This window comes from Dickeya sp. NCPPB 3274, from assembly GCF_000406205.1.
Taxonomy (GTDB): Bacteria; Pseudomonadota; Gammaproteobacteria; order Enterobacterales; family Enterobacteriaceae; genus Dickeya; species Dickeya fangzhongdai.
Genome location: NZ_CM001979.1, coordinates 345,500 through 365,614 on the forward strand (window position 1 = coordinate 345,500; position 20,115 = coordinate 365,614).

14 protein-coding genes and 1 other RNA gene are annotated in these 20,115 nt (G+C 57.4%); 9 read left to right on the forward strand and 6 right to left on the reverse strand.

Annotated features, from left to right (window positions below; genetic code table 11):
- Nucleotide 1: 1 nt before the first annotated feature.
- Both DXX3274_RS02275 and gltB read right to left on the reverse strand, forming a co-directional pair.
- Nucleotides 2-1,420 carry a glutamate synthase small subunit gene (locus DXX3274_RS02275; protein WP_042858350.1) on the reverse strand — a complete coding sequence of 473 codons (1,419 nt, stop codon included), beginning with the start codon at nucleotides 1,418-1,420 and terminating at the stop codon, nucleotides 2-4.
- Between the two features lie 9 nt (nucleotides 1,421-1,429).
- On the reverse strand, nucleotides 1,430-5,890 hold the full coding sequence (gene gltB, locus DXX3274_RS02280; protein ID WP_042858351.1) for a glutamate synthase large subunit: 4,461 nt from the start codon (nucleotides 5,888-5,890) through the stop codon (nucleotides 1,430-1,432).
- Nucleotides 5,891-6,608: 718 nt separating this feature from the next.
- Here gltB and DXX3274_RS02285 point away from each other — a divergent pair.
- The 5 genes from DXX3274_RS02285 (at nucleotide 6,609) to DXX3274_RS02305 (ending at nucleotide 13,002) form a co-directional block, all read left to right on the forward strand.
- Nucleotides 6,609-7,538 (forward strand): TIGR01212 family radical SAM protein, encoded by a 930-nt coding sequence (locus DXX3274_RS02285; RefSeq protein WP_042861806.1) that lies wholly within the window; start codon nucleotides 6,609-6,611, stop codon nucleotides 7,536-7,538.
- 93 nt (nucleotides 7,539-7,631) lie between these two features.
- Nucleotides 7,632-9,971 (forward strand): aerobic respiration two-component sensor histidine kinase ArcB, encoded by a 2,340-nt coding sequence (gene arcB / locus DXX3274_RS02290; protein WP_042858352.1) that lies wholly within the window; start codon nucleotides 7,632-7,634, stop codon nucleotides 9,969-9,971.
- 236 nt (nucleotides 9,972-10,207) lie between these two features.
- Nucleotides 10,208-10,861: an isoprenoid biosynthesis glyoxalase ElbB gene (gene elbB, locus DXX3274_RS02295; RefSeq protein ID WP_042858353.1), complete on the forward strand. Its 654-nt coding sequence runs from the start codon at nucleotides 10,208-10,210 to the stop codon at nucleotides 10,859-10,861.
- The gene (gene mtgA / locus DXX3274_RS02300; RefSeq protein ID WP_050569787.1) at nucleotides 10,858-11,607 is read left to right on the forward strand and encodes a monofunctional biosynthetic peptidoglycan transglycosylase; all 750 of its coding nucleotides are present in this window, start codon (nucleotides 10,858-10,860) and stop codon (nucleotides 11,605-11,607) included. The genes elbB and mtgA overlap by 4 nt, the downstream gene beginning before the upstream one ends.
- Nucleotides 11,608-11,700: 93 nt before the next feature.
- Complete coding sequence (locus DXX3274_RS02305; protein ID WP_042858354.1) at nucleotides 11,701-13,002, forward strand: alginate lyase family protein; 1,302 nt, start codon at nucleotides 11,701-11,703, stop codon at nucleotides 13,000-13,002.
- Between the two features lie 112 nt (nucleotides 13,003-13,114).
- Here the strand turns inward: DXX3274_RS02305 and dolP are convergent, their stop codons facing one another.
- Genes dolP through DXX3274_RS02325 form a run of 4 tightly spaced genes read right to left on the reverse strand, consistent with a single transcriptional unit; the run spans nucleotide 13,115 to nucleotide 16,730 of the window.
- On the reverse strand, nucleotides 13,115-13,690 hold the full coding sequence (gene dolP / locus DXX3274_RS02310) for a division/outer membrane stress-associated lipid-binding lipoprotein (RefSeq protein ID WP_042858355.1): 576 nt from the start codon (nucleotides 13,688-13,690) through the stop codon (nucleotides 13,115-13,117).
- Nucleotides 13,691-13,700: 10 nt separating this feature from the next.
- Nucleotides 13,701-14,291, reverse strand: coding sequence for a DnaA initiator-associating protein DiaA (gene diaA, locus DXX3274_RS02315; RefSeq protein WP_013316039.1), 591 nt, complete (start codon nucleotides 14,289-14,291; stop codon nucleotides 13,701-13,703).
- 37 nt (nucleotides 14,292-14,328) lie between these two features.
- A complete protein-coding gene (locus tag DXX3274_RS02320; RefSeq protein ID WP_193747072.1) occupies nucleotides 14,329-14,685 on the reverse strand; it encodes a YraN family protein in 357 nt (118 codons plus the stop codon).
- Entirely contained in the window at nucleotides 14,682-16,730 is a 2,049-nt protein-coding gene (locus tag DXX3274_RS02325) for a penicillin-binding protein activator (protein WP_042858357.1), read from the reverse strand. The genes DXX3274_RS02320 and DXX3274_RS02325 overlap by 4 nt, the downstream gene beginning before the upstream one ends.
- A gap of 59 nt (nucleotides 16,731-16,789) precedes the next feature.
- Between DXX3274_RS02325 and rsmI the strand changes: the two genes are divergently transcribed.
- The 4 genes from rsmI to ygiD all read left to right on the forward strand — a co-directional run bounded on the left by rsmI (nucleotide 16,790) and on the right by ygiD (nucleotide 20,103).
- A complete protein-coding gene (rsmI, locus tag DXX3274_RS02330; RefSeq protein WP_038917580.1) occupies nucleotides 16,790-17,659 on the forward strand; it encodes a 16S rRNA (cytidine(1402)-2'-O)-methyltransferase in 870 nt (289 codons plus the stop codon).
- A 42-nt stretch (nucleotides 17,660-17,701) separates the two neighbouring features.
- Nucleotides 17,702-18,080: RNase P RNA component class A (rnpB, locus tag DXX3274_RS22445), an RNA gene on the forward strand.
- 266 nt (nucleotides 18,081-18,346) lie between these two features.
- Complete coding sequence (locus tag DXX3274_RS02335; protein ID WP_042858358.1) at nucleotides 18,347-19,156, forward strand: shikimate 5-dehydrogenase; 810 nt, start codon at nucleotides 18,347-18,349, stop codon at nucleotides 19,154-19,156.
- A gap of 158 nt (nucleotides 19,157-19,314) precedes the next feature.
- Nucleotides 19,315-20,103 carry a 4,5-DOPA dioxygenase extradiol gene (ygiD, locus tag DXX3274_RS02340; RefSeq protein WP_042858360.1) on the forward strand — a complete coding sequence of 263 codons (789 nt, stop codon included), beginning with the start codon at nucleotides 19,315-19,317 and terminating at the stop codon, nucleotides 20,101-20,103.
- The last annotated feature ends 12 nt before the right edge of the window (nucleotides 20,104-20,115 follow it).

Below are 20,115 nucleotides of genomic sequence, written 5' to 3' on the forward strand. Positions count from 1 at the left end.
ATTACACTTCCAGATAGTTCATGATGCCGTCAGCCGCTTTGCGGCCTTCGGCGATCGCCGTGACCACCAGGTCGGAGCCACGCACCGCGTCGCCGCCAGCGAAGATTTTCGGGTTTGAGGTCTGGAAAGCGCTGTCGCTCTGCTCCGGTGCGATGATGCGACCCTGTGCATCCAGATCCACGCCATGCTCCGCCAGCCATGCCATCTTGTGCGGACGGAAACCGAACGCCATGATGACAGCATCCGCTTCCAGCACATGCTCAGACCCTTCAACCGCTTCCGGGCGACGGCGGCCATTGGCATCCGGCGCACCCAGTTCGGTACGAATCATGCGTACGCCGCACACTTTACCGGCGCCGTTGATTTCGACGCTCAGCGGTTGCAGGTTGAAGCGGAACTCCACGCCTTCTTCACGCGCATTTTTCACTTCGCGTTTGGAGCCCGGCATGTTCTCTTCATCACGGCGGTAGGCGCAGGTCACGTGCGTCGCGCCCTGACGAATCGAGGTGCGCACGCAGTCCATCGCCGTATCGCCGCCGCCCAGCACCACGACGCGCTTGCCCTGCATCGAGGTGTAAGGTTCCTGTTCGCCGGTTTCGAAGCCCATCAGGTGCTTGGTGTTGGCAATCAGGAACGGCAGCGCATCGTATACGCCCGGCGCGTCTTCATTTTCCAGCCCGCCGCGCATCGACTGATAGGTGCCGACGCCCAGGAAGACGGCGTCATATTCCGTCAGCAGGTCGCTCAACTGAATATCTTTGCCGACCTCGGTGTTAAGCTGGAATTCGATACCCATCTCGGTGAAGATTTCGCGGCGTTTGGTCATTACCTCTTTTTCCAGCTTGAAAGCAGGAATACCGAAGGTCAGCAAACCGCCGATTTCCGGATGGCGGTCATAAACCACCGCCTTCACGCCGTTACGGGTCAGCACGTCGGCGCAGGCCAGCCCGGCAGGGCCGGCACCGATAATAGCCACACGCTTGCCGGTCGGCTGTACCGACGACACGTCCGGACGCCAGCCCATCTCGATCGCTTTATCGTTGATGTAGCGCTCGATATTGCCGATGGTGACGGCGCCGAATTCGTCGTTCAGGGTGCAAGACCCTTCGCACAGACGATCCTGCGGGCAGACGCGGCCGCACACTTCCGGCAGGCTATTGGTCTGGTGAGACAGCTCCGCGGCTTCAATGATCCGGCCTTCGTTGGCCAGTTTCAGCCAGTTCGGGATGTAGTTGTGAACCGGACATTTCCATTCGCAGTAAGGGTTGCCGCAGGCCAGGCAGCGATCCGCCTGCGCCTTGGACTGGCTTTCCGAGAACGGCTCGTAAATTTCAACAAACTCGATTTTACGAATCTTCAGCGGTTTCTTGGGCGGATCAACGCGCTGTAAGTCGATAAACTGATAAACATTCTGACTCATGATGACCTCTTACTGCGCCTGTACCCGCAGCTCCGCTGCGGAACGACTACGATGACCCAACAACGCTTTCACATCACTTGATTTCGGCTTTACCAGCGCAAATTTCGATGCCCAGACCGGCCAGTTGGCGAGGATTTCCTCACCGCGTTGCGAGCCGGTGTGCTGGACGTGCTCGGTAATCAGCCCGCGCAGATGCTCTTCGTGAATCGCCAGGTTTTCCACATCCAGCACTTCAACCAGTTCCGGGTTGACGCGTTTGCGGAATTCGCCATCCTCATCCAGCACGTAGGCGAAGCCGCCGGTCATGCCTGCGCCGAAGTTGACGCCGGTACGGCCCAGGATGCATACGATACCGCCGGTCATGTATTCGCAGCCGTTATCGCCGATGCCTTCCACCACGGTGATGGCGCCGGAGTTACGCACCGCGAAACGCTCGCCGGCACGCCCTGCGGCGAACAGCTTACCGCCGGTCGCACCGTACAGGCAGGTGTTGCCGATGATGCTGGCTTCGTGGCTGCGGAAGGCTGAACCGACCGGCGGACGCACGGAGATAATGCCGCCAGCCATGCCTTTGCCCACGTAGTCGTTGGCGTCGCCGGTCAGGGTCAGCTCAACGCCGCCGGCGTTCCACACGCCGAAGCTCTGGCCGGCTGTACCGGTGAAATGCGCTTTGATCGGATCGCTCGCCAGCCCTTGATCGCCGTGTTTTTCCGCGATGACGCCGGACAAGGTCGCGCCGACGGAGCGGTCAGTGTTGCGGATGTCAAAGTAGAGCGTTTTGCTCTGTCTGGCGTCGACATGCGCCTGAGCCTGTGCGATCAGTTCTTTGTTCAGCAGGCCCTTGTCAAACGACGGGTTACCCTCGGTGCAGTACAGCGCTTTGCCGGGTTGCGGCGTCACGGTGTGCAGCAACGGCGACAGATCCAGCTTGTTCTGCTTGGCGGTAATGCCGTCCAGTTCGACTAACAGATCGGTGCGGCCGATCAGGTCCACCAGGCGGCTGATGCCCAGTTCCGCCATCAGCTCGCGGGTTTCGCGGGCGATGAAGGTAAAGTAGTTCACCACACGTTCCGGCAGACCGTGATAGTGGTCGCGGCGCAGTTTGTCATCCTGTGTTGCCACGCCGGTAGCGCAGTTGTTCAGGTGGCAGATACGCAGGTATTTACAACCCAGCGCCACCATCGGACCGGTGCCGAAGCCAAAGCTTTCCGCCCCCAGAATCGCCGCTTTCACGATGTCCAGACCGGTTTTCAGGCCGCCGTCCACCTGCAGGCGGATTTTGTGACGCAGGCCGTTGGCGACCAACGCCTGTTGTGTTTCCACCAGACCCAGTTCCCACGGGCAACCGGCGTATTTCACCGAGGACAGCGGGCTGGCGCCGGTGCCGCCGTCGTAACCGGCGATGGTAATCAGGTCGGCGTAGGCTTTCGCTACGCCGGTGGCGATGGTACCGACGCCAGGCTCGGAAACCAGCTTGACCGAAATCATCGCCTTCGGGTTGACCTGTTTCAGGTCGAAAATCAGCTGCGCCAGGTCTTCGATCGAATAAATATCATGGTGCGGCGGCGGTGAAATCAGGGTCACGCCCGGTACGGAGTAACGCAGGCGCGCGATGTACGGCGTGACTTTGTCGCCCGGCAACTGGCCGCCTTCGCCCGGTTTGGCGCCCTGCGCCACCTTGATTTGGATAACGTCGGCATTGACCAGATAGGCCGGGGTGACGCCAAAGCGACCGGAAGCCACCTGCTTGATACGGGATACTTTATTGGTACCGTAACGCGCCGGGTCTTCGCCGCCTTCGCCGGAGTTGGAGAAGCCGCCCAGACTGTTCATGGCTTCCGCCAGCGACTCATGCGCTTCGGGGCTCAGCGCGCCGATGGACATGGCGGCGGTATCGAAGCGTTTGAACAGTTCCGAATCCGGTTCGACCTGCTCCAGCGGGATAGCCGCGCCTTCCTGCGGCTGCAGCGCCAGCAGGTCGCGCAGCATGGACGCCGGGCGCTCGTTCACCAGTTTGGCGTACTGCTGGTAATCGTGGTAGTCGCCGCTGTGCACCGCGGTTTGCAGCGTTTTCACCACATCCGGGTTGTAAGCGTGGTATTCGCCGTCGTAGACAAATTTGAGCAAACCGCCCTGATCGAGCTTCTGACGCTTGAGCCAGGCGCGTTTGGACAGATTTTGCAGGTCCTGCTCGAAGTCGCTGAAGTTGGCGCCGCCGATGCGGCTCACTACGCCCTGGAAGCAGCGGGACGCCACATCGTTGTGCAGACCGACCGCTTCGAACAGTTTCGAGCAGCGGTAGGAGGCGATGGTGGAGATCCCCATCTTGGACATGATCTTGTACAGGCCCTTGTTGATGCCGTTGCGGTAGTTCTGCATCACGGTACGGTACGGTTTGTCGATGGTGTGGTTATCCACCAGACGGGCCAGCGCTTCATAGGCCAGATACGGGTAAATCGCGGTAGCACCGAAGCCGAGCAGCACGGCGAAATGGTGCGGATCGCGGGCGCTGGCGGTTTCAACGATGATGTTGGCGTCGCAGCGCAGGCTCTTTTCCACCAGGCGAGCCTGAATCGCGCCCACCGCCATCGGCGCCGGCACCGGCAGGCGATCCTGCGCGATGCCGCGGTCGGTCAGCACCAGCAACACTGCTCCGGCGCGCACCTTGTATTCCGCTTCGTCGCACAGTTTTTCAACCGTGTCCTGCAATGAACGCTGTTTTGGATCGAAGGTGATATCGATCTTTTCGGCGCGATAGTGCTCGGGATCCTGATTGATCAACTGAATGAAGTCGGAATAGAGCAGGATCGGTGATTTGAAGCTCAGGCGGTGAGCCTGACCCTCCGCCTCGCAGAAGACGTTCATCTCACGACCGATACAGGTGGCGAGCGACATCACGTGCGCTTCGCGCAGCGGGTCGATCGGCGGGTTGGTCACCTGCGCGAATTGCTGGCGGAAATAATCGTAAATGATGCGCGGACGACTCGACAGCACGGCGAACGGCGTGTCGTCGCCCATGGAGCCGGTCGCTTCCTGACCGTTTTCTCCCAGCACGCGAATAACCTGATCCAGCTCTTCGTTACTGTAGCCGAACTGTTTCTGGTAGGTTTCCAGCAGCGCGTCATCAAGCTCCCGGCTGCCGACCTGATCGTCCGGCAGCTCTTCGAACGGCACCAGACGCTTGACGTTTTTCTCCATCCACTCTTTGTACGGATGGCGGCTTTTCAGGTCATCGTCGGTTTCGGTCGAATGCAGGATACGGCCGGTACGGGTGTCGATCACCATCAGTTCGCCCGGGCCGACGCGGCCTTTTTCCACCACTTCGTCAGGCTGGTAATCCCAGATGCCCACTTCGGAGGCGCAGGTGATCAACTTATCTTTGGTGATGACATAGCGCGCCGGACGCAGACCGTTACGGTCGAGGTTACAGGCCGCGTAGCGCCCGTCGGACAGCACCAGACCGGCCGGGCCGTCCCACGGCTCCATGTGCATGGAGTTAAAGTCAAAGAAGGCGCGCAGCTCCGGGTCCATGTTCGGGTTGTTCTGCCAGGCCGGCGGCACCAGCAGACGCATGGCGCGCACGATGTCCATCCCGCCCGCCAGGAACAGCTCCAGCATATTGTCCAGCGACATGGAGTCTGAACCGCTTTCGTCCACGAACGGCGCGGCGTCCAGCAGGTCGGGAATCAGCGGCGTCTTGAACTTGTAGGCGCGGGCGCGGGCCCACTGACGGTTACCGGTGATGGTGTTGATTTCGCCGTTGTGCGCCAGATAGCGGAACGGCTGCGCCAGACGCCAGCGCGGCACGGTATTGGTGGAGAAACGCTGGTGGAACAGGCAGATAGCCGATTCCAGACGCAGGTCCGCCAGATCCAGATAGAACCGCGGCAGGTCCGTGGGCATGCACAAACCTTTATAGATGTTCACCAGATTGGAGAGGCTGCACACATAGAAATCTTTATCCTGCACGCGCTTCTCGATACGGCGGCGCGCCATAAACAGGCGGCGTTCCATATCACGCGGACGCCAGCCGGCGGGGGCGTTGACAAAAATCTGTTCGATGCGCGGCAGAGAAGAGAGCGCGATCTCGCCCAGCACGTCCGGGTTGGTCGGCACTTCGCGCCAGCCGAGTACGGACAGGGTTTCATTCTGCAGTTCTTCTTCGACAATTCGACGGGTGGCCCGAGCCTTTTCTTCATCCCGGCTGAGGAACAGCATGCCGACCGCGTAATTGTTGGCCAAACGCCAGTTGTGTTCTTCGGCGACCAGGCGGAAGAAACGATCGGGTTTCTGAAGCAATAAGCCGCAACCGTCGCCGGTCTTGCCGTCGGCAAGGATCGCGCCACGGTGTTGCATGCGGGCCAGGGCGTGAATCGCCGTCCGCACGACTTTATGGCTCGGTTCACCTTCTATATGGGCGATCAATCCGAAACCACAGTTGTCTCTTTCATGGGATGCATCGTACAACATATCTCAGTGAACCTCCCCAGGCTCTGTATGACTTCCTCATCGCCAATGCCACCACCAGAATGCGGGCGCTTATTAAATTGCGTGTTAACCGCGCGCTAACCGCGAGCGACCCCTTCACTGCGCCAATTTGACATCAGTGGTGTGCGCCGCTCTCTTTTATCTGGCCTCTCGTAAGGTCTCACAAGTGGTGTGCTTGCTTGATGAGGGAGTCTTCTTCTTACTGCATAAATATGACGAGACGTTGACTCGTCGGGAAAGCTTCCAGCGGATTCCCAAATTAGCGAGAAACCCTGTTCAGGTCAAATCTCCATAGCGGGTAAGCACTTTAGGGATAATATTTACTTATGTTTATGAAATAAAAGGATTTAATTAATAAAAATAAGACGTTGGCAAGGTGGGGGTATTAGTCTAACTGTGAGCTGTATCACTATGCTAACGGCGGGTTTTTGTCGCTGCATGCTGCGATAATGTGACTTACTGGCATCTTATTCTGTCTGGTGAGAGTTTTTTAATTTATGACACTGTTTTTCATTTTACGGTCATCTTTTAATGGAATGAACCCCGCAGATAAGAAAAATTAATCAGAAAAGATGTGATTTTATTTTCAATAAAAACGAATAAACATGCAGTTATATAAACCGGAGCGTATTGATCGGGGTCATCGCCGTTAATAGGCGTTAAAGGTAGGCTGATTTTTTGTGAAATGAAGAATCAGAATATGCAATTGCAAAAATTAATCAATATGTTTGGTGGCGATCTTCAGCGTCGTTATGGAGAAAAAATCCATAAATTGACGCTGCACGGGGGATTTAGCTGTCCGAACCGCGACGGCACGCTGGGGCGTGGCGGTTGCACCTTCTGCAATGTGGCGTCGTTCGCCGACGAACAGATGCAGCAGCGCAGCATCGCCGAACAACTGGCTGCGCAGGCCGGCAAGGTCAATCGCGCCCGCCGCTATCTGGCCTATTTCCAGGCTTATACCAGCACGTATGCCGAGGTGCAGGTGCTGGCGTCCATGTACCGGCAGGCGCTGACGCAGGCCGATATGGTGGGGATGTGCGTGGGCACCCGGCCGGATTGCGTGCCGGATACGGTGCTGGACCTGCTGGCTGACTATCACGAACAAGGCTATGAAGTCTGGCTGGAACTGGGGCTGCAAAGCGCGCATGACCGAACGTTGCGGCGCATCAATCGCGGGCATGATTTCGCCTGTTACCGGCAGACCGCACAGCGCGCGCGCGGCAGAGGGCTCAACGTGTGCAGCCACCTGATTGTCGGCTTGCCCGGCGAGAGCGACGAGCATTGCCTGTCGACGCTGCGGCAGGTGGTGGAAGCCGGCGTGGACGGCATCAAGCTGCACCCATTGCACATTGTGACCGGCAGCGTAATGGCAAAAGCCTGGGGAGCCGGCCGGCTACCGGAACTGTCGCTGGCGCGTTATGTATCGATTGCCGGCGAGATGATTCGCCACACCCCGCCCGGCATTGTCTATCACCGTATTTCCGCCAGCGCCCGGCGGCCGACGCTGCTGGCGCCGCTGTGGTGCGAAAATCGCTGGACCGGCATGGTCGGCGTTCACGACTACCTGCAACAGCATGGCGCGCAAGGTTCCGCGCTGGGGCAGCCGTTTCATTACTCAACAATCTAACCTCCGCGGCGGCTCGCAAATTGACCGCTCATTTACCGCGCACACGATTTTTTTACGGTATGATTTGCGGGTTTATGATTAAGGAACACCGCTATGAGGCAAATCAGGCTGTTGGCGCAGTACTACGTTGATTTAATGGTTAAACTGGGGCTGGTTCGTTTTTCCCTGCTGCTGGCGTCAGCGCTGGTTTTACTGGCGCTGGTGGTGCAGATGGCGGTGACGCTGCTGCTCACCGGCAAGGTGGAAAACATCGACGTGGTGCGTTCTATCTTTTTCGGCTTACTGATCACGCCCTGGGCGGTGTACTTCCTGTCCGTGGTGGTGGAGCAGCTTGAAGAGTCGCGTCAGCGGCTGTCGCGGCTGGTGGCCAAGCTGGAAGAGATGCGTCATCGCGATCAGGAACTGAACGAACAGTTGCAGGGCAATATCGCCCAGCTTAATCAGGAAATCAGCGATCGCATCAAGGCGGAGGAAGCCCGCCTGCTGATGGTCTCCAAACTGCGTGAAGAGATGGCGCGCCGCGAGCAGGCGCAGGTTGAGCTGGAACAGCAGTCGGCGCTGTTGCGCTCTTTTCTCGACGCTTCGCCGGACCTGGTTTACTACCGCAATGAAAACAAAGAATTTTCCGGCTGCAACCGGGCGATGGAATTGCTGCTTGGCAAAAGCCAGAAGCAGCTGATCGGCCTGACGCCAAAAGATGTTTATCCGCCCGATATTGCCGAAAAAGTCATGGAAACGGATGAGAAGGTGTTTCGCCACAACGTTTCATTGACCTATGAGCAGTGGCTGGTCTATCCGGATGGCCGCAAAGCCTGTTTCGAGTTGCGCAAGGTGCCGTTTTACGACCGCATGGGTAAGCGACACGGCCTGATGGGGTTTGGACGCGATATTACCGAGCGTAAGCGCTACCAGGACGCGTTAGAGAACGCCAGCAGGGAAAAGACTACCTTCATCTCTACGATCAGCCACGAGCTTCGTACGCCGCTTAATGGCATTGTCGGCCTGAGTCGTATCCTGCTCGACACGCATCTGGACGCAGAGCAGCAAAAATACCTGAAAACCATCCACGTCAGCGCCATCACGCTCGGCAATATTTTCAACGACATCATCGAAATGGACAAGCAGGAGCGGCGCAAGGTCCAACTGGATAACCAGCCGATGGATTTCGTCGGCTTTGTGGTGGATCTGGAAAATCTGGGCGGACTGCTGGCCCAGCCCAAGGGGCTACAGCTTGAGATGGAACTGCATCAGCCGTTGCCGAAAACCATCGTCACCGACGGTACCCGGTTGCGCCAGATTCTGTGGAACCTGCTCAGCAACGCCGTGAAATTCACGCGTGAGGGCCGGGTGGTGGTGCGGGTCTGGCATGAGCAGGGCGACCGGCTGCGTTTTGAGGTGGAGGATTCCGGCATGGGGATCCCGGCCGACGAGCTGGAGAAAATCTTCTCCATGTACTACCAGGTCAAGGACCAACACGGCGGCAAACCGGCTACCGGCACCGGCATCGGGCTGGCGGTTTCCAAGCGTCTGGCGCAAAGCATGGGCGGCGATATTCAGGTGACCAGCGAACTGGGCAAGGGCTCCTGTTTTGCGCTGACGGTGACGGCGCCGGTGGTGCGTGATGACGAGTCTGATGAAGACGAGCAGGATGAGCTGCCGCTGCCGGCATTGCATGTGCTGCTGGTGGAAGATATCGAACTGAACGTGGTGGTGGCGCGCTCGGTACTGGAAAAACTGGGCAGCAGCGTCGAAGTGGCGATGACCGGTCAGGCGGCGCTGGATATGTTCGATCCGGATGAATTTGATTTGGTGCTGCTGGATATCCAGTTGCCGGACATGACCGGTCTGGATGTGGCGCGCCAACTGCGCGAGCGTTATGCCGGGCAGTCGATGCCACCGCTGGTCGCCCTGACGGCGAATGTGCTCAAGGATAAAAAAGAGTATCTGGACGCCGGCATGGATGACGTGCTGAGTAAGCCGCTGGCGGTGCCGGCGCTGACGGCGGTAATCCAGCAATACTGGGATCATCATGCGCAGCCGGAACCGGAAGCCGCGACGGTGGACTCCGGGTCGCTGCAGGACCGCCTGCTGGATATTCCGATGCTGGAGCAGTACCTGACGCTGGTGGGGCCGAAACTGATTCATCAGAGCCTGGCGATGTTCGAGCAGATGATGCCCGGCTATCTGGCGATTCTGGATTCCAACATGACCGCCCGCGACCAGAAAGGCATTGCGGAAGAGGGACACAAAATCAAAGGCGCTGCGGGCTCGGTGGGGCTCAAGCATTTGCAACAGGTTGCGCAACAGATTCAGACCACGACATTACCGGCATGGTGGGACAACGTGCAGGAGTGGATTGACGAGTTGAAACACGACTGGCAGCAGGATGTGCAGGTATTGAAAGACTGGGTTTCGGAGGCTGAAAAAAAATGACCCCGACCGAGGCCGGGGTGCGCGAATTATGCGCCAACACCAGGGAAAGCGGTACACCTGCGTTCAATCTCAGATGTTGTTGGTACGCAAGCGTTTTTGAAATCCCATCTTCTGGCAACACACACCATAGCAAATATGGCGTCGTTTGTTACAAGAATCATTAAAATGTGTGATGTAGATTAGTGTTTGTCAATCAAAAAATCAATTAGTTGATGTAATGAAATGAGGCATGAGTGATGAAAAAAGTTGGTGTCGTACTCAGCGGATGTGGAGTTTATGATGGTTCAGAGATTCACGAAGTTGTCTTGACTCTGCTTGCAATCGATCGTGCCGGTGCCGAAGCTGTCTGCTTTGCTCCGGACAAAGAACAGCTACATGTGATTAATCATCTGACCGGTGAGGTTACCGGTGAGAAACGCAATGTTTTAGCGGAATCAGCGCGTATTGCTCGTGGGAAAATCCAGCCATTATCCAGCGCGGATCCCCAACAGCTTGATGCGCTGATTGTCCCCGGCGGATTCGGTGCCGCAAAAAATTTGAGCGATTTCGCCACCCGTGGAGCCGACTGTGAGATTGATAACGAACTGAAAATACTTACCCGTGAAATTCATAAGAAAAATAAACCAATAGGGTTTATTTGCATCGCCCCCGCCATGTTACCGAAACTGCTTGATACCTCTGTGCAGCTTACAATTGGTAACGATGAAGGGACTGCGCAGGCGATAGAAGCGATGGGTGGCGTGCACGTGAAATGCCCGGTAGATGACATTGTCGTTGACGTTGTACACAAGGTGGTGACGACTCCGGCTTACATGCTGGCGAACTCGATTGGTGAAGCCGCCAACGGAATTGAGAAACTGGTGGCGCGTGTTTTGGAACTGGCTGAATGAGGTCAGCAGGCCTATTCGGGAAAGGCCCGGTAGGACGAATAGCCGCTTGTATCCGGCGTTGGGTGTTGCGCATCTTCTTTGGCGTCGTTGCGTTGTGGGTCGCGGCGATCCTGCTGTTTGCATTTTTGCCCGTACCCTTTTCCGCCGTGATGATCGATCGCCAGCTTAGCGCCTGGCTGAGCGGCGATTTTGCGTATGTGGCCCATTCGGACTGGGTGTCGATGGATGAGATCGCCGCTGTGGCGCCATTGGCGGTTATTGCAGCGGAAGATCAGAAATTTCCCCAGCATTGGGGGTTTGATTTCGACGCGATTTCGGCGGCGCTCAAACATAACGAGCGACACGAGAATCGTATTCGCGGCGCATCCACGCTGTCGCAGCAGACGGTAAAAAACCTGCTGCTGTGGGACGGGCGCAGCTGGTTGCGTAAAGGATTGGAGGCCGGTTTGACGGCGGCGGTTGAGCTGGTATGGACCAAACGTCGTATTCTGACGGTTTACCTGAATATTGCCGAGTTTGGACCCGGAATTTTTGGCATAGAGGCCGCATCGCGTCAGTTCTTCAATAAACCGGCGAGCCGGCTGACGGCATCGGAAGCGGCGATGCTGGCGGCGGTGTTGCCGAATCCTATCCGCTATCGCGCCAGTAAACCGTCCGGCTACGTCATGCGGCGTCAGCAATGGATTTTGCGTCAGATGAACCAGATCGGCGGAGAAAATTTTCTGGAAGCGAACCGGCTTTATTAACAAACCTGATTGACTGATAGATTTTTTCCAATGCGCGGTTTCCATTTCCCGTGTCGGTATGGGAAATCATGACCGCATGAACAGGGGCAAATAATGCGGTATGGCATGGTTTTTCTTATGACGCTTTCGCTGTGGGGCCTGGGGGCCTCTGCCGACGCGGTCAGTGTTAAAAACGACAATTCTGCTTATGTATTTTTACAGGCAGACAAACTTGCCCAGGTAAAACAGCAACTGCGCAGCCAGACCGCGCCGCCGCAGATGCAGCTTGCTTATCAGCAGTTGTTGCGGGCGGCGGATAGCGCCATGAAAAAACCTGATCTATCGGTTACTCAAAAACTTTCAATGCCGCCCGGCGGCAACCGTCATGATTATTTGAGTTTGGCGGCTTACTGGTGGCCTGATCCGCAGCAGAAAGACGGCTTACCCTGGATTCGACATGACGGCAAGGTGAACCCGGCGACCAAGGGTGAGGAGACGGATGCTATCCGTCTGGCGACGTTTACCGATCAGGTGCGTGTACTGGCGCTGGCCTGGTATTTTTCGGACCGCCCCGAATATGCCGGCAAAGCCATTTCCATGATTCGCACCTGGTTTATCACTCCTGAAACGCGTATGAACCCTAACCTGAATTATGCGCAGGCCATTCCGGGCAGAAACGACGGGCGGGGCGCAGGCGTGCTCGACGGCCGTTTCTTCGCTACTCGTATCGTGGATGCGCTGGTCATGTTGCGGCAGGCGCCGGGATGGGGCGCCAGTGACGAGCAGCAGATGCGGCAGTGGATGACGGACTACCTACACTGGTTGCTGACCAGTCATAACGGCAAGCAGGAAGCCTCGGCAAAGAATAATCATGGCAGCTGGTATACGGTGCAGGTGGCGGGTATCGCCGCCTATCTGGGCCAGTCTGAAACGGTGAAGGCGATGGCGGCATTGCAGCGCCAGAAGCTCGACCATCAGCTGGCGGCGGATGGTTCGCAACCAGAGGAACTGGCGCGTACCCGGTCGTTCCATTACAGCGGCTTCAATCTGCAGGCTGTTAGCCTGATGGCGACCGTGGCAGGGAAGTACGGCGATAACCTGTGGCAGTATCGTACCCCCAAAGGCAGCAGCCTGTTGTCGGCTCTGGATTTCATGGCTCCGTATCTGGATGAGTCCAGACCCTGGCCTTATAAAACCATGGGGCGAGAGAGCAGCCCGCTGATTCCGCTAATGCTGCAGGCCGAGCAGGCTATCGGTTCTCCCCGTTATCATGCGGCTATCAGGCAGGCGGGATTCGCACCGTTGCTGACCGGGGCGCCTGAGGGAAAAAAAGATGCTGGAGTCAGCATTGATACCCGCCGCAGCATCTGGCTGCTGTCACCGCCAGCGACCGCGGGAGATACGCCAACGCCATGATTAGCCGGTACCATGAGTAACGGGAGACGCGAGCAGAATGGCAGACGCCTGTGGCCACCTGCCGGATAGTCAGTCTGGCGGCCGTGATTGGCCGCCAGATGGAGCGGGGGGGTTAGTCGAGGTAGCTGAACGCAGTCGTCACGTGTTTGACACTGCCGACCCTGCTGGCGATCTGGGCCGCTGACGTTGCTTCACGGCGCGTCACCAGACCCAGCAGGAAGACTTCGCCATTTTCGGTGGTGACCTTCACGTTGGAGGATTTCACGGTGTCGCTGGTCAGCAGCTGAGAACGCACTTTGGTGGTGATCCAGGTATCCATGGACGCGGTGCCCAGCGAAATCGGCGTGCCTTTGCGGATTTCGTTATACACCTCGGTAGTGCCTTCCACACCCATGGCGATCTGTTTGGCCCGGCTGGCCAGCTCGGTCGAAGGAGCCTGACCGGTCAACAGCACTTTGCCCTGATAGGCGGTTGCGGAGATCCGCGCTTCTTTGCTTAATTGCGTGTCTTTACTCAGCGCGTTGGATACCCTGACTTCCAGCGTGCCGTCGTCGACCTGAGTGCCGACAGTCCGTGGATCGGTCGCGGATTTGGTTGCAACCGCCGCGCTGCCAATCGCGACAGCGCCAATACAGCCCTGTAGCATCAGACAGGCAGACAGCACGGCAATGCAAGAGTAGATCCTCATGGAGTGCTCCTTAATCGTTCTGGTGTGGGAAAAGCGTGTTATCAATCAAATCGCACAAACAGTTGACGGTCAGCATATGCATTTCCTGAATGCGGGCGCTGCGGTGTGACGGGATGCGAATTTCCACATCCTGCTGGCCCAGCAAGCCCGCCAGCTCACCGCCATCATAGCCGGTCAGGGCCACAATGGTCATGTCCCGCGTGACGGCGGCTTCCACCGCTTTGACGATATCACGGCTGTTGCCGCGCGTGGATATCGCCAGCAGCACGTCGCCCGCCTGACCCAGCGCCCGTACCTGCTTGGCGTAGACTTCTTCATGCAGGCGATCGTTGGCGATAGCCGTTAAGACCACGTTATCGGCATTAAGTGCAATCGCCGGCAGACTGGGCCGCTCGGTTTCAAAACGATTAATCATACTGGCGGCAAAATGCTGTGCGTTGGCGGCAGATGTACCGTTACCACAGCACAGGATTTTGTTGCCATTGAGCAGCGACTGCACCATCGCCAGGGCGGCGCGCGAAATGGCGTCCGGTAGCGCTTCCGCAGCGGCGATTTGGGTTTGAATGCTTTCCGTGAAACAGACTTTAATTCTCTCCAGCACGTTCTGTTAACCTGTTTTGAAGTTGAAAATCATGATGTTACTCAGACTGCCCAAACGCGTTGGGCAACCATTCCACCTGCGGGCCGGTTACGGCCAGTACATCAAAGCGACAATCGGTGGAATCGAGACTGGCGCCCTGACGGGACAGCCACACCGCTGCGGCGTGCAGCAACGATCGCTGTTTTTGCCGGGTAATACTGGCCACTGCGCCGCCAAAGTCGCTGTTGCGGCGATAACGAACCTCAACGAAGACCCAGGTGCCGCCATCGCGCATAATCAGGTCCAGTTCACCGCCGCGCACCGTCACGTTGGCGGCTACAAACATCAGCCCGGCGCGTTCGAGATGGCGTCGGGCCAGTTGTTCGTAGCGATCGCCGGTGATGCGCCGGTTCAGGAGGCGGGCACCAGTTGCCCCTGACGGAACTGCAGCCAGGTGAGTTTACGGTTGACGACGCAATCCGGCGAGGTGCTCAGCACACCAGTCGCACCGGACAACGAATTTCCCGACTGGTGCAACTGCGCGAAGTTGCTGGCCAGTTTCCAGGCGTCCATCCCCATGGCAAACAGCCGCACCAGCGAGTAATCGTTGCGGAACTGCGTGCTGACTTGCTGCATCAGCGCCGGGCTGGCGCCAGTCAACAGCGGAATATCGCTGAACTGCAGCCCTTCCATTTCAAACCGGAAATCCGGCCCCAAGCCGGCCTGATAGCTGCGAGAGCTGGCGTAGAGCGCCGGGCGCACCGCGCCTTTGTTGCGCATGTCGATCATCGGTTTGAGCAGCGTCAGTTCATCCGGCGTGGCGATGATATAAACCGCATCCACGTTGCCGTCGCTGGTGACGGTGGCGATCGGCGGCGCCTGATTCGGTATGGTCAGCCCGCCAACCGTGGTGGAGGACTGTGGAGCGGAAGCCGCTATGATAACCGGTTGGCCGTTGAGCGGGATACCTGCGCCGCTGTTGAGCGCCTGTTTCAGGTCATACACGCCGCCGGTACGCTGCTGCAATACCACGCCGCCTGCCTGCTGTTGCCAGGACTTGGCGAAAGCGGCTACCACCCTGTCTCCCAGATTACCGCGCGGCGCCAGAATCAGCGGATGCTGCTTACCCTGCTTGTGAATGAATTGCGCCGCGTCGACGGCTTCGTCTTCCGGCGACAGAGCGAAATAGCAGATATTCGGATTAGGCTGGATATGTTCCGGCTGGTTCAGCGCCAGCACATTCAGGGACGGGTTAAGTCCCGGTAGCTGTTCCACCTCGTTTTTGAGCAGCGGACCGACAATGGTAGTGGCGCCGTCTTTCTGCGCCTGAGCAATCACGCTTGCCAACGCCTGATTGGAGGTGTCGTAGACTTTCACCGGAATGCTGCCGGCCGCTGTCGGCGCAATCGCCGGAACGGCGGTTGCCGTTGCAACAGGCGTGGAGACAGCCGCTGTGGAGGACAGTGGCGGGGTATTCGCCTCTGTCGATGGTGTAGCCGGCGCAGCGGTGCTGGCCGCCTCGGCAGGCGCGGCTGACTGTGCTACCTGCGGCGGCATCGCCAGCGTTGCCTGCCCGCTTCTGGCGGCGCTAAATCCTTGCTGAATAGCATTGGCGAATACCTGCGCCTGCCCGTTCAGCGGCAACAGCAGCGCGATGGCGTTACTGCCGGCGGGGGCGCTCTCTCCCGGCTGCGTGGCCGCGGCGGGCGGCGTGCCGCCCAGTTGCGACGGCAGCTGTTTGGCCGCCGGATGGCGTGGATAACGTCTCTTCCAGTCTTCTATCGCAGCCTGCAGGTCAGAGGGAACCTGAGCTTTGGTCTGCCACAGATTCAGCAGGTCGAGCCAGCCTTGCAGGGTATTTTCGTCGACATTGATCACCATCGATCCGAGATCCTGCTGAGTAAGGCGGGTTAATGCGGCCCAGGTCTGATCGATGTTGCGCTGATGGGCGTCGCCCTGCAACAACGGCTCCTGCCCAATGTAGGCGCGGATCAGCGTCAATGACGGGCGATCCTGAGCGGCTTTGATTTGCGTCTGGTAGTAGCGTTCCTGCTGCTGGGGCGACAGCGATTTCACATCCAACTGGGCCAGCGTGCTGCTGGCGGCATTCAGATCGTTCTGCGCGACCGCCAGTTCGGCGGTCAGCAGGCGCTGTTCCTGACGCTGCTTGTCGTTCAACTGCGACGGCAAAGCGTTCAACTGACCGTTGGCCTGCGGGAGTTTGCCTTCCTGAATCAGGGCATGAATCGCAAGTAATTGCCAGTCAGCCTTGCTATCATCACCACCTTGCTGCATCTGCTGCAGGTAGTAATCGGAAGAAGCGCCGGCTTTGCCCTCTACGTGCTGCTGGGTCGCAGTGTCTTGCGGGGCCTGGCTGGGGCAGCCGGCGAGAAACAGTGCCGCCAGCATGACAGGAACCAGACGGCCTGCATGGGTACGGACAGAATTTAACGGAAGCATACTGTATCCAGTGATGTTTTAACGATGCTCAATATTAAATCGGCAAACCGGATGAAACAATGAATCAAGACCAACAAGCACAGATTTCCGCCTCCACGCTTTACATTGTTCCCACGCCTATCGGCAATCTGGCGGATATCACGCAGCGGGCGTTGGCGGTGTTGCAACAGGTTGATCTTATTGCAGCAGAAGATACCCGTCATACCGGTTTATTGTTACAACATTTCGCGATTAATGCGCGCCTGTTCGCACTCCATGACCACAATGAACAGCAAAAGGCGGAGCAATTGCTGGCGCGGTTGCAGCAGGGCATGAGTATTGCGCTGGTGTCGGATGCCGGTACGCCGCTGATTAACGATCCCGGCTATCATCTGGTGCGTCGCTGTCGTGAAGCCGGGGTGCGCGTGGTGCCGCTGCCGGGGCCGTGCGCGGCGATTACCGCGTTGTCCGCCGCCGGCTTGCCGTCGGATCGCTTTTGCTATGAAGGGTTTCTGCCCGCTAAGACCAAGGCGCGTAAGGATACGCTGCGCGACCTGCTGGAAGAGCCGCGCACCCTGATTTTCTACGAATCAACCCATCGGTTGCTGGATAGCCTGCAGGATATGGTCGAGGTCTGGGGGCCTGAGCGTTACGTCGTGCTGGCGCGCGAGCTGACCAAAACCTGGGAGTCGCTGTACGGCGCGCCGGTGGCGGAACTGCTGGCGTGGGTGCAGGAAGATGAAAACCGCCGCAAAGGCGAGATGGTGTTGATCGTGGAAGGACACCAGCCCGACGAAGAGGCGCTGTCTGCGGCGGCGTTGCGTACGCTGCAACTGTTGCGGGCGGAGTTGCCGCTGAAGAAGGCGGCGGCGCTGACGGCGGAGATTCATGGCGTGAAGAAGAACGCCCTTTATCGTTACGGACTGGAGCAGGAAGACGGTCACGCATAATCAGAGATGACAAGCCGGCCGATTTGCCCTATTATCCGCGCCGAAGTTGACCAGACAGTCGCCGCTTCGTCGTCGTTCCTTTCGGGGAAGACGGGCGGAGGGGAGGAAAGTCCGGGCTCCATAGGGCAGGGTGCCAGGTAACGCCTGGGAGGCGAAAGCCTACGACCAGTGCAACAGAGAGCAAACCGCCGATGGCCCGCGCAAGCGGGATCAGGTAAGGGTGAAAGGGTGCGGTAAGAGCGCACCGCGCGGCTGGCAACAGTCCGTGGCACGGTAAACTCCACCCGGAGCAAGGCCAAATAGGGGTTCACATGGTACGGCCCGTACTGAACCCGGGTAGGCTGCTTGAGCCAGTGCGCGAGCGCTGGCCTAGATGAATGGCTGTCCACGACAGAACCCGGCTTATCGGTCAACTTCACTCTTTTCAAAAACAATACGTTGGTGTGTCTCAGGTACTTTACAGCGAAGTGAGGCACACCAACGGTTGTCTCTTCCCGACTATCCCCAGCGTGGCAGGTGCGATTGCCTGTGTGTTCTATTTTTCTCTGATTTTTTCCTTCCGGACGTGCGTTATTTGTTCCCGGGTTGATGCGTGTGTTGTCAGACGAGTCTATTCATGGGGGATCAATTGACTTGCGGGTGCTGGCTGCGGTGATACATTGAAACAAATGACACGAGGAGCCTACTATGCTGAATAAAGATACGAAACTTTGTATTTCTCTCTCAGGCCGCCCAAGTAATATTGGTACACGATTTCATAACTACCTTTATCAAAAGCTTGATCTCGATTTTATATATAAAGCGTTTACCACCAATGATATTGAGCATGCGGTGAAAGGGGTTCGGGCGTTGGGAATCCGCGGCTGTTCGGTATCCATGCCTTTTAAAGAGAGTTGCATTCCTTTTATTGATACGCTGTCGGATTCAGCCAAAGCGATAGATTCTGTTAATACCATTGTCAATGAGAATGGTCATTTGACCGCTTACAATACCGATTATATTGCTGTTAAAGATCTGATTGAGAAACACCTCAAAGATAAAACCATGCATGTGCTGATAAAAGGCAGCGGCGGTATGGCTAAAGCGGTTGTGGCAGCATTCCGTGATAGTGATTTTCGGCAGGTGACGATTCTGGCAAGAAATGAAGAAAACGGGCTTGCTCTGGCGAATAAATATGGTTTTCAGTGGTGCCGGGATGCTTCAGGTGTAAAGGCGGATATTCTGGTGAATGTCACGCCGGTTGGCATGGCTGGCGGGAAAGAACAAAATCAACTGGCATTTACCGAAGAACAAGTGCTCATCGCCAGTCATATTTTTGATGTTGTAGCCTTTCCTGCGGAAACGCCATTAATCCAACTGGCCAGGAAATGTGATAAACCGGTTATTACCGGTGCTCAGGTCATCGCGTTGCAGGCATTGGAGCAATTTGCCCTTTATACCGGTGTTCGGCCTAATGAGGCGTTAATGCTGGAAGCCTCCGCGTATTCTCGTTCCTGACGAGTCTGCCGTTATCGGCCGGTTTAGTGTCCGAATGCGGCAACCGTCAAATTTATTGACAATCATCATCATGGGAATCCGACTGTATCGATGAAACAGTAGAGGTAAAGTAATCCCCATCGGTACTTGTTACCTCCACTGTTACTAAGGATATTGCTATGAGCACTTCCCGGATGCCAGCACTGTTTCTGGGCCACGGTAGCCCGATGAATGCGCTGGATGAAAATGACTACACACGGGCCTGGCGTAAACTGGGAGAAACCCTGCCGCGTCCGAAGGCGATCGTAGCGGTATCCGCACACTGGTATACCCGCGGCACCGCAGTCACCGCGATGGATAAACCGCGTACCATCCATGATTTCGGCGGCTTCCCGCAGGCGTTATTTGATACCCAGTACCCGGCGCCCGGCGCTCCGGACGTGGCTAAGCGGGTGCAGGACGCTCTGGCTCCGGTGTCGGTGTATGCGGATCATCAGGAGTGGGGGCTGGATCACGGCACCTGGGGCGTGTTGATCAAGGTTTATCCAGAGGCGGATATCCCGGTGGTGCAACTTAGCGTCGACGGCACCAAGCCGCCTGCCTATCACTATGAACTGGGCCGTAAGCTGGCTGCATTGCGTGACGAAGGCATCATGATCGTCGCCAGCGGCAACGTGGTGCATAACCTGCGGATGATTAAGTGGAACGGCGATGGCGCGCCGTATGGCTGGGCGACGTCGTTCAACGATTTCGTTCGCAGTAATCTGGCCTGGCAGGGCGATGCGGCGGAGCACCCGTTGGTGAACTTCATGCAACACAATGACGCGGCGCTGTCCAACCCGACGCCGGACCATTTCCTGCCGCTGTTGTACGTACTCGGCAGTTGGGATGGTCAGGAACCGGTATCTACGCCGACGGACGGCATTGTGATGGGGTCGCTCAGCATGATGTCGGTGCAGGTCGGATAATACCCTGACCGT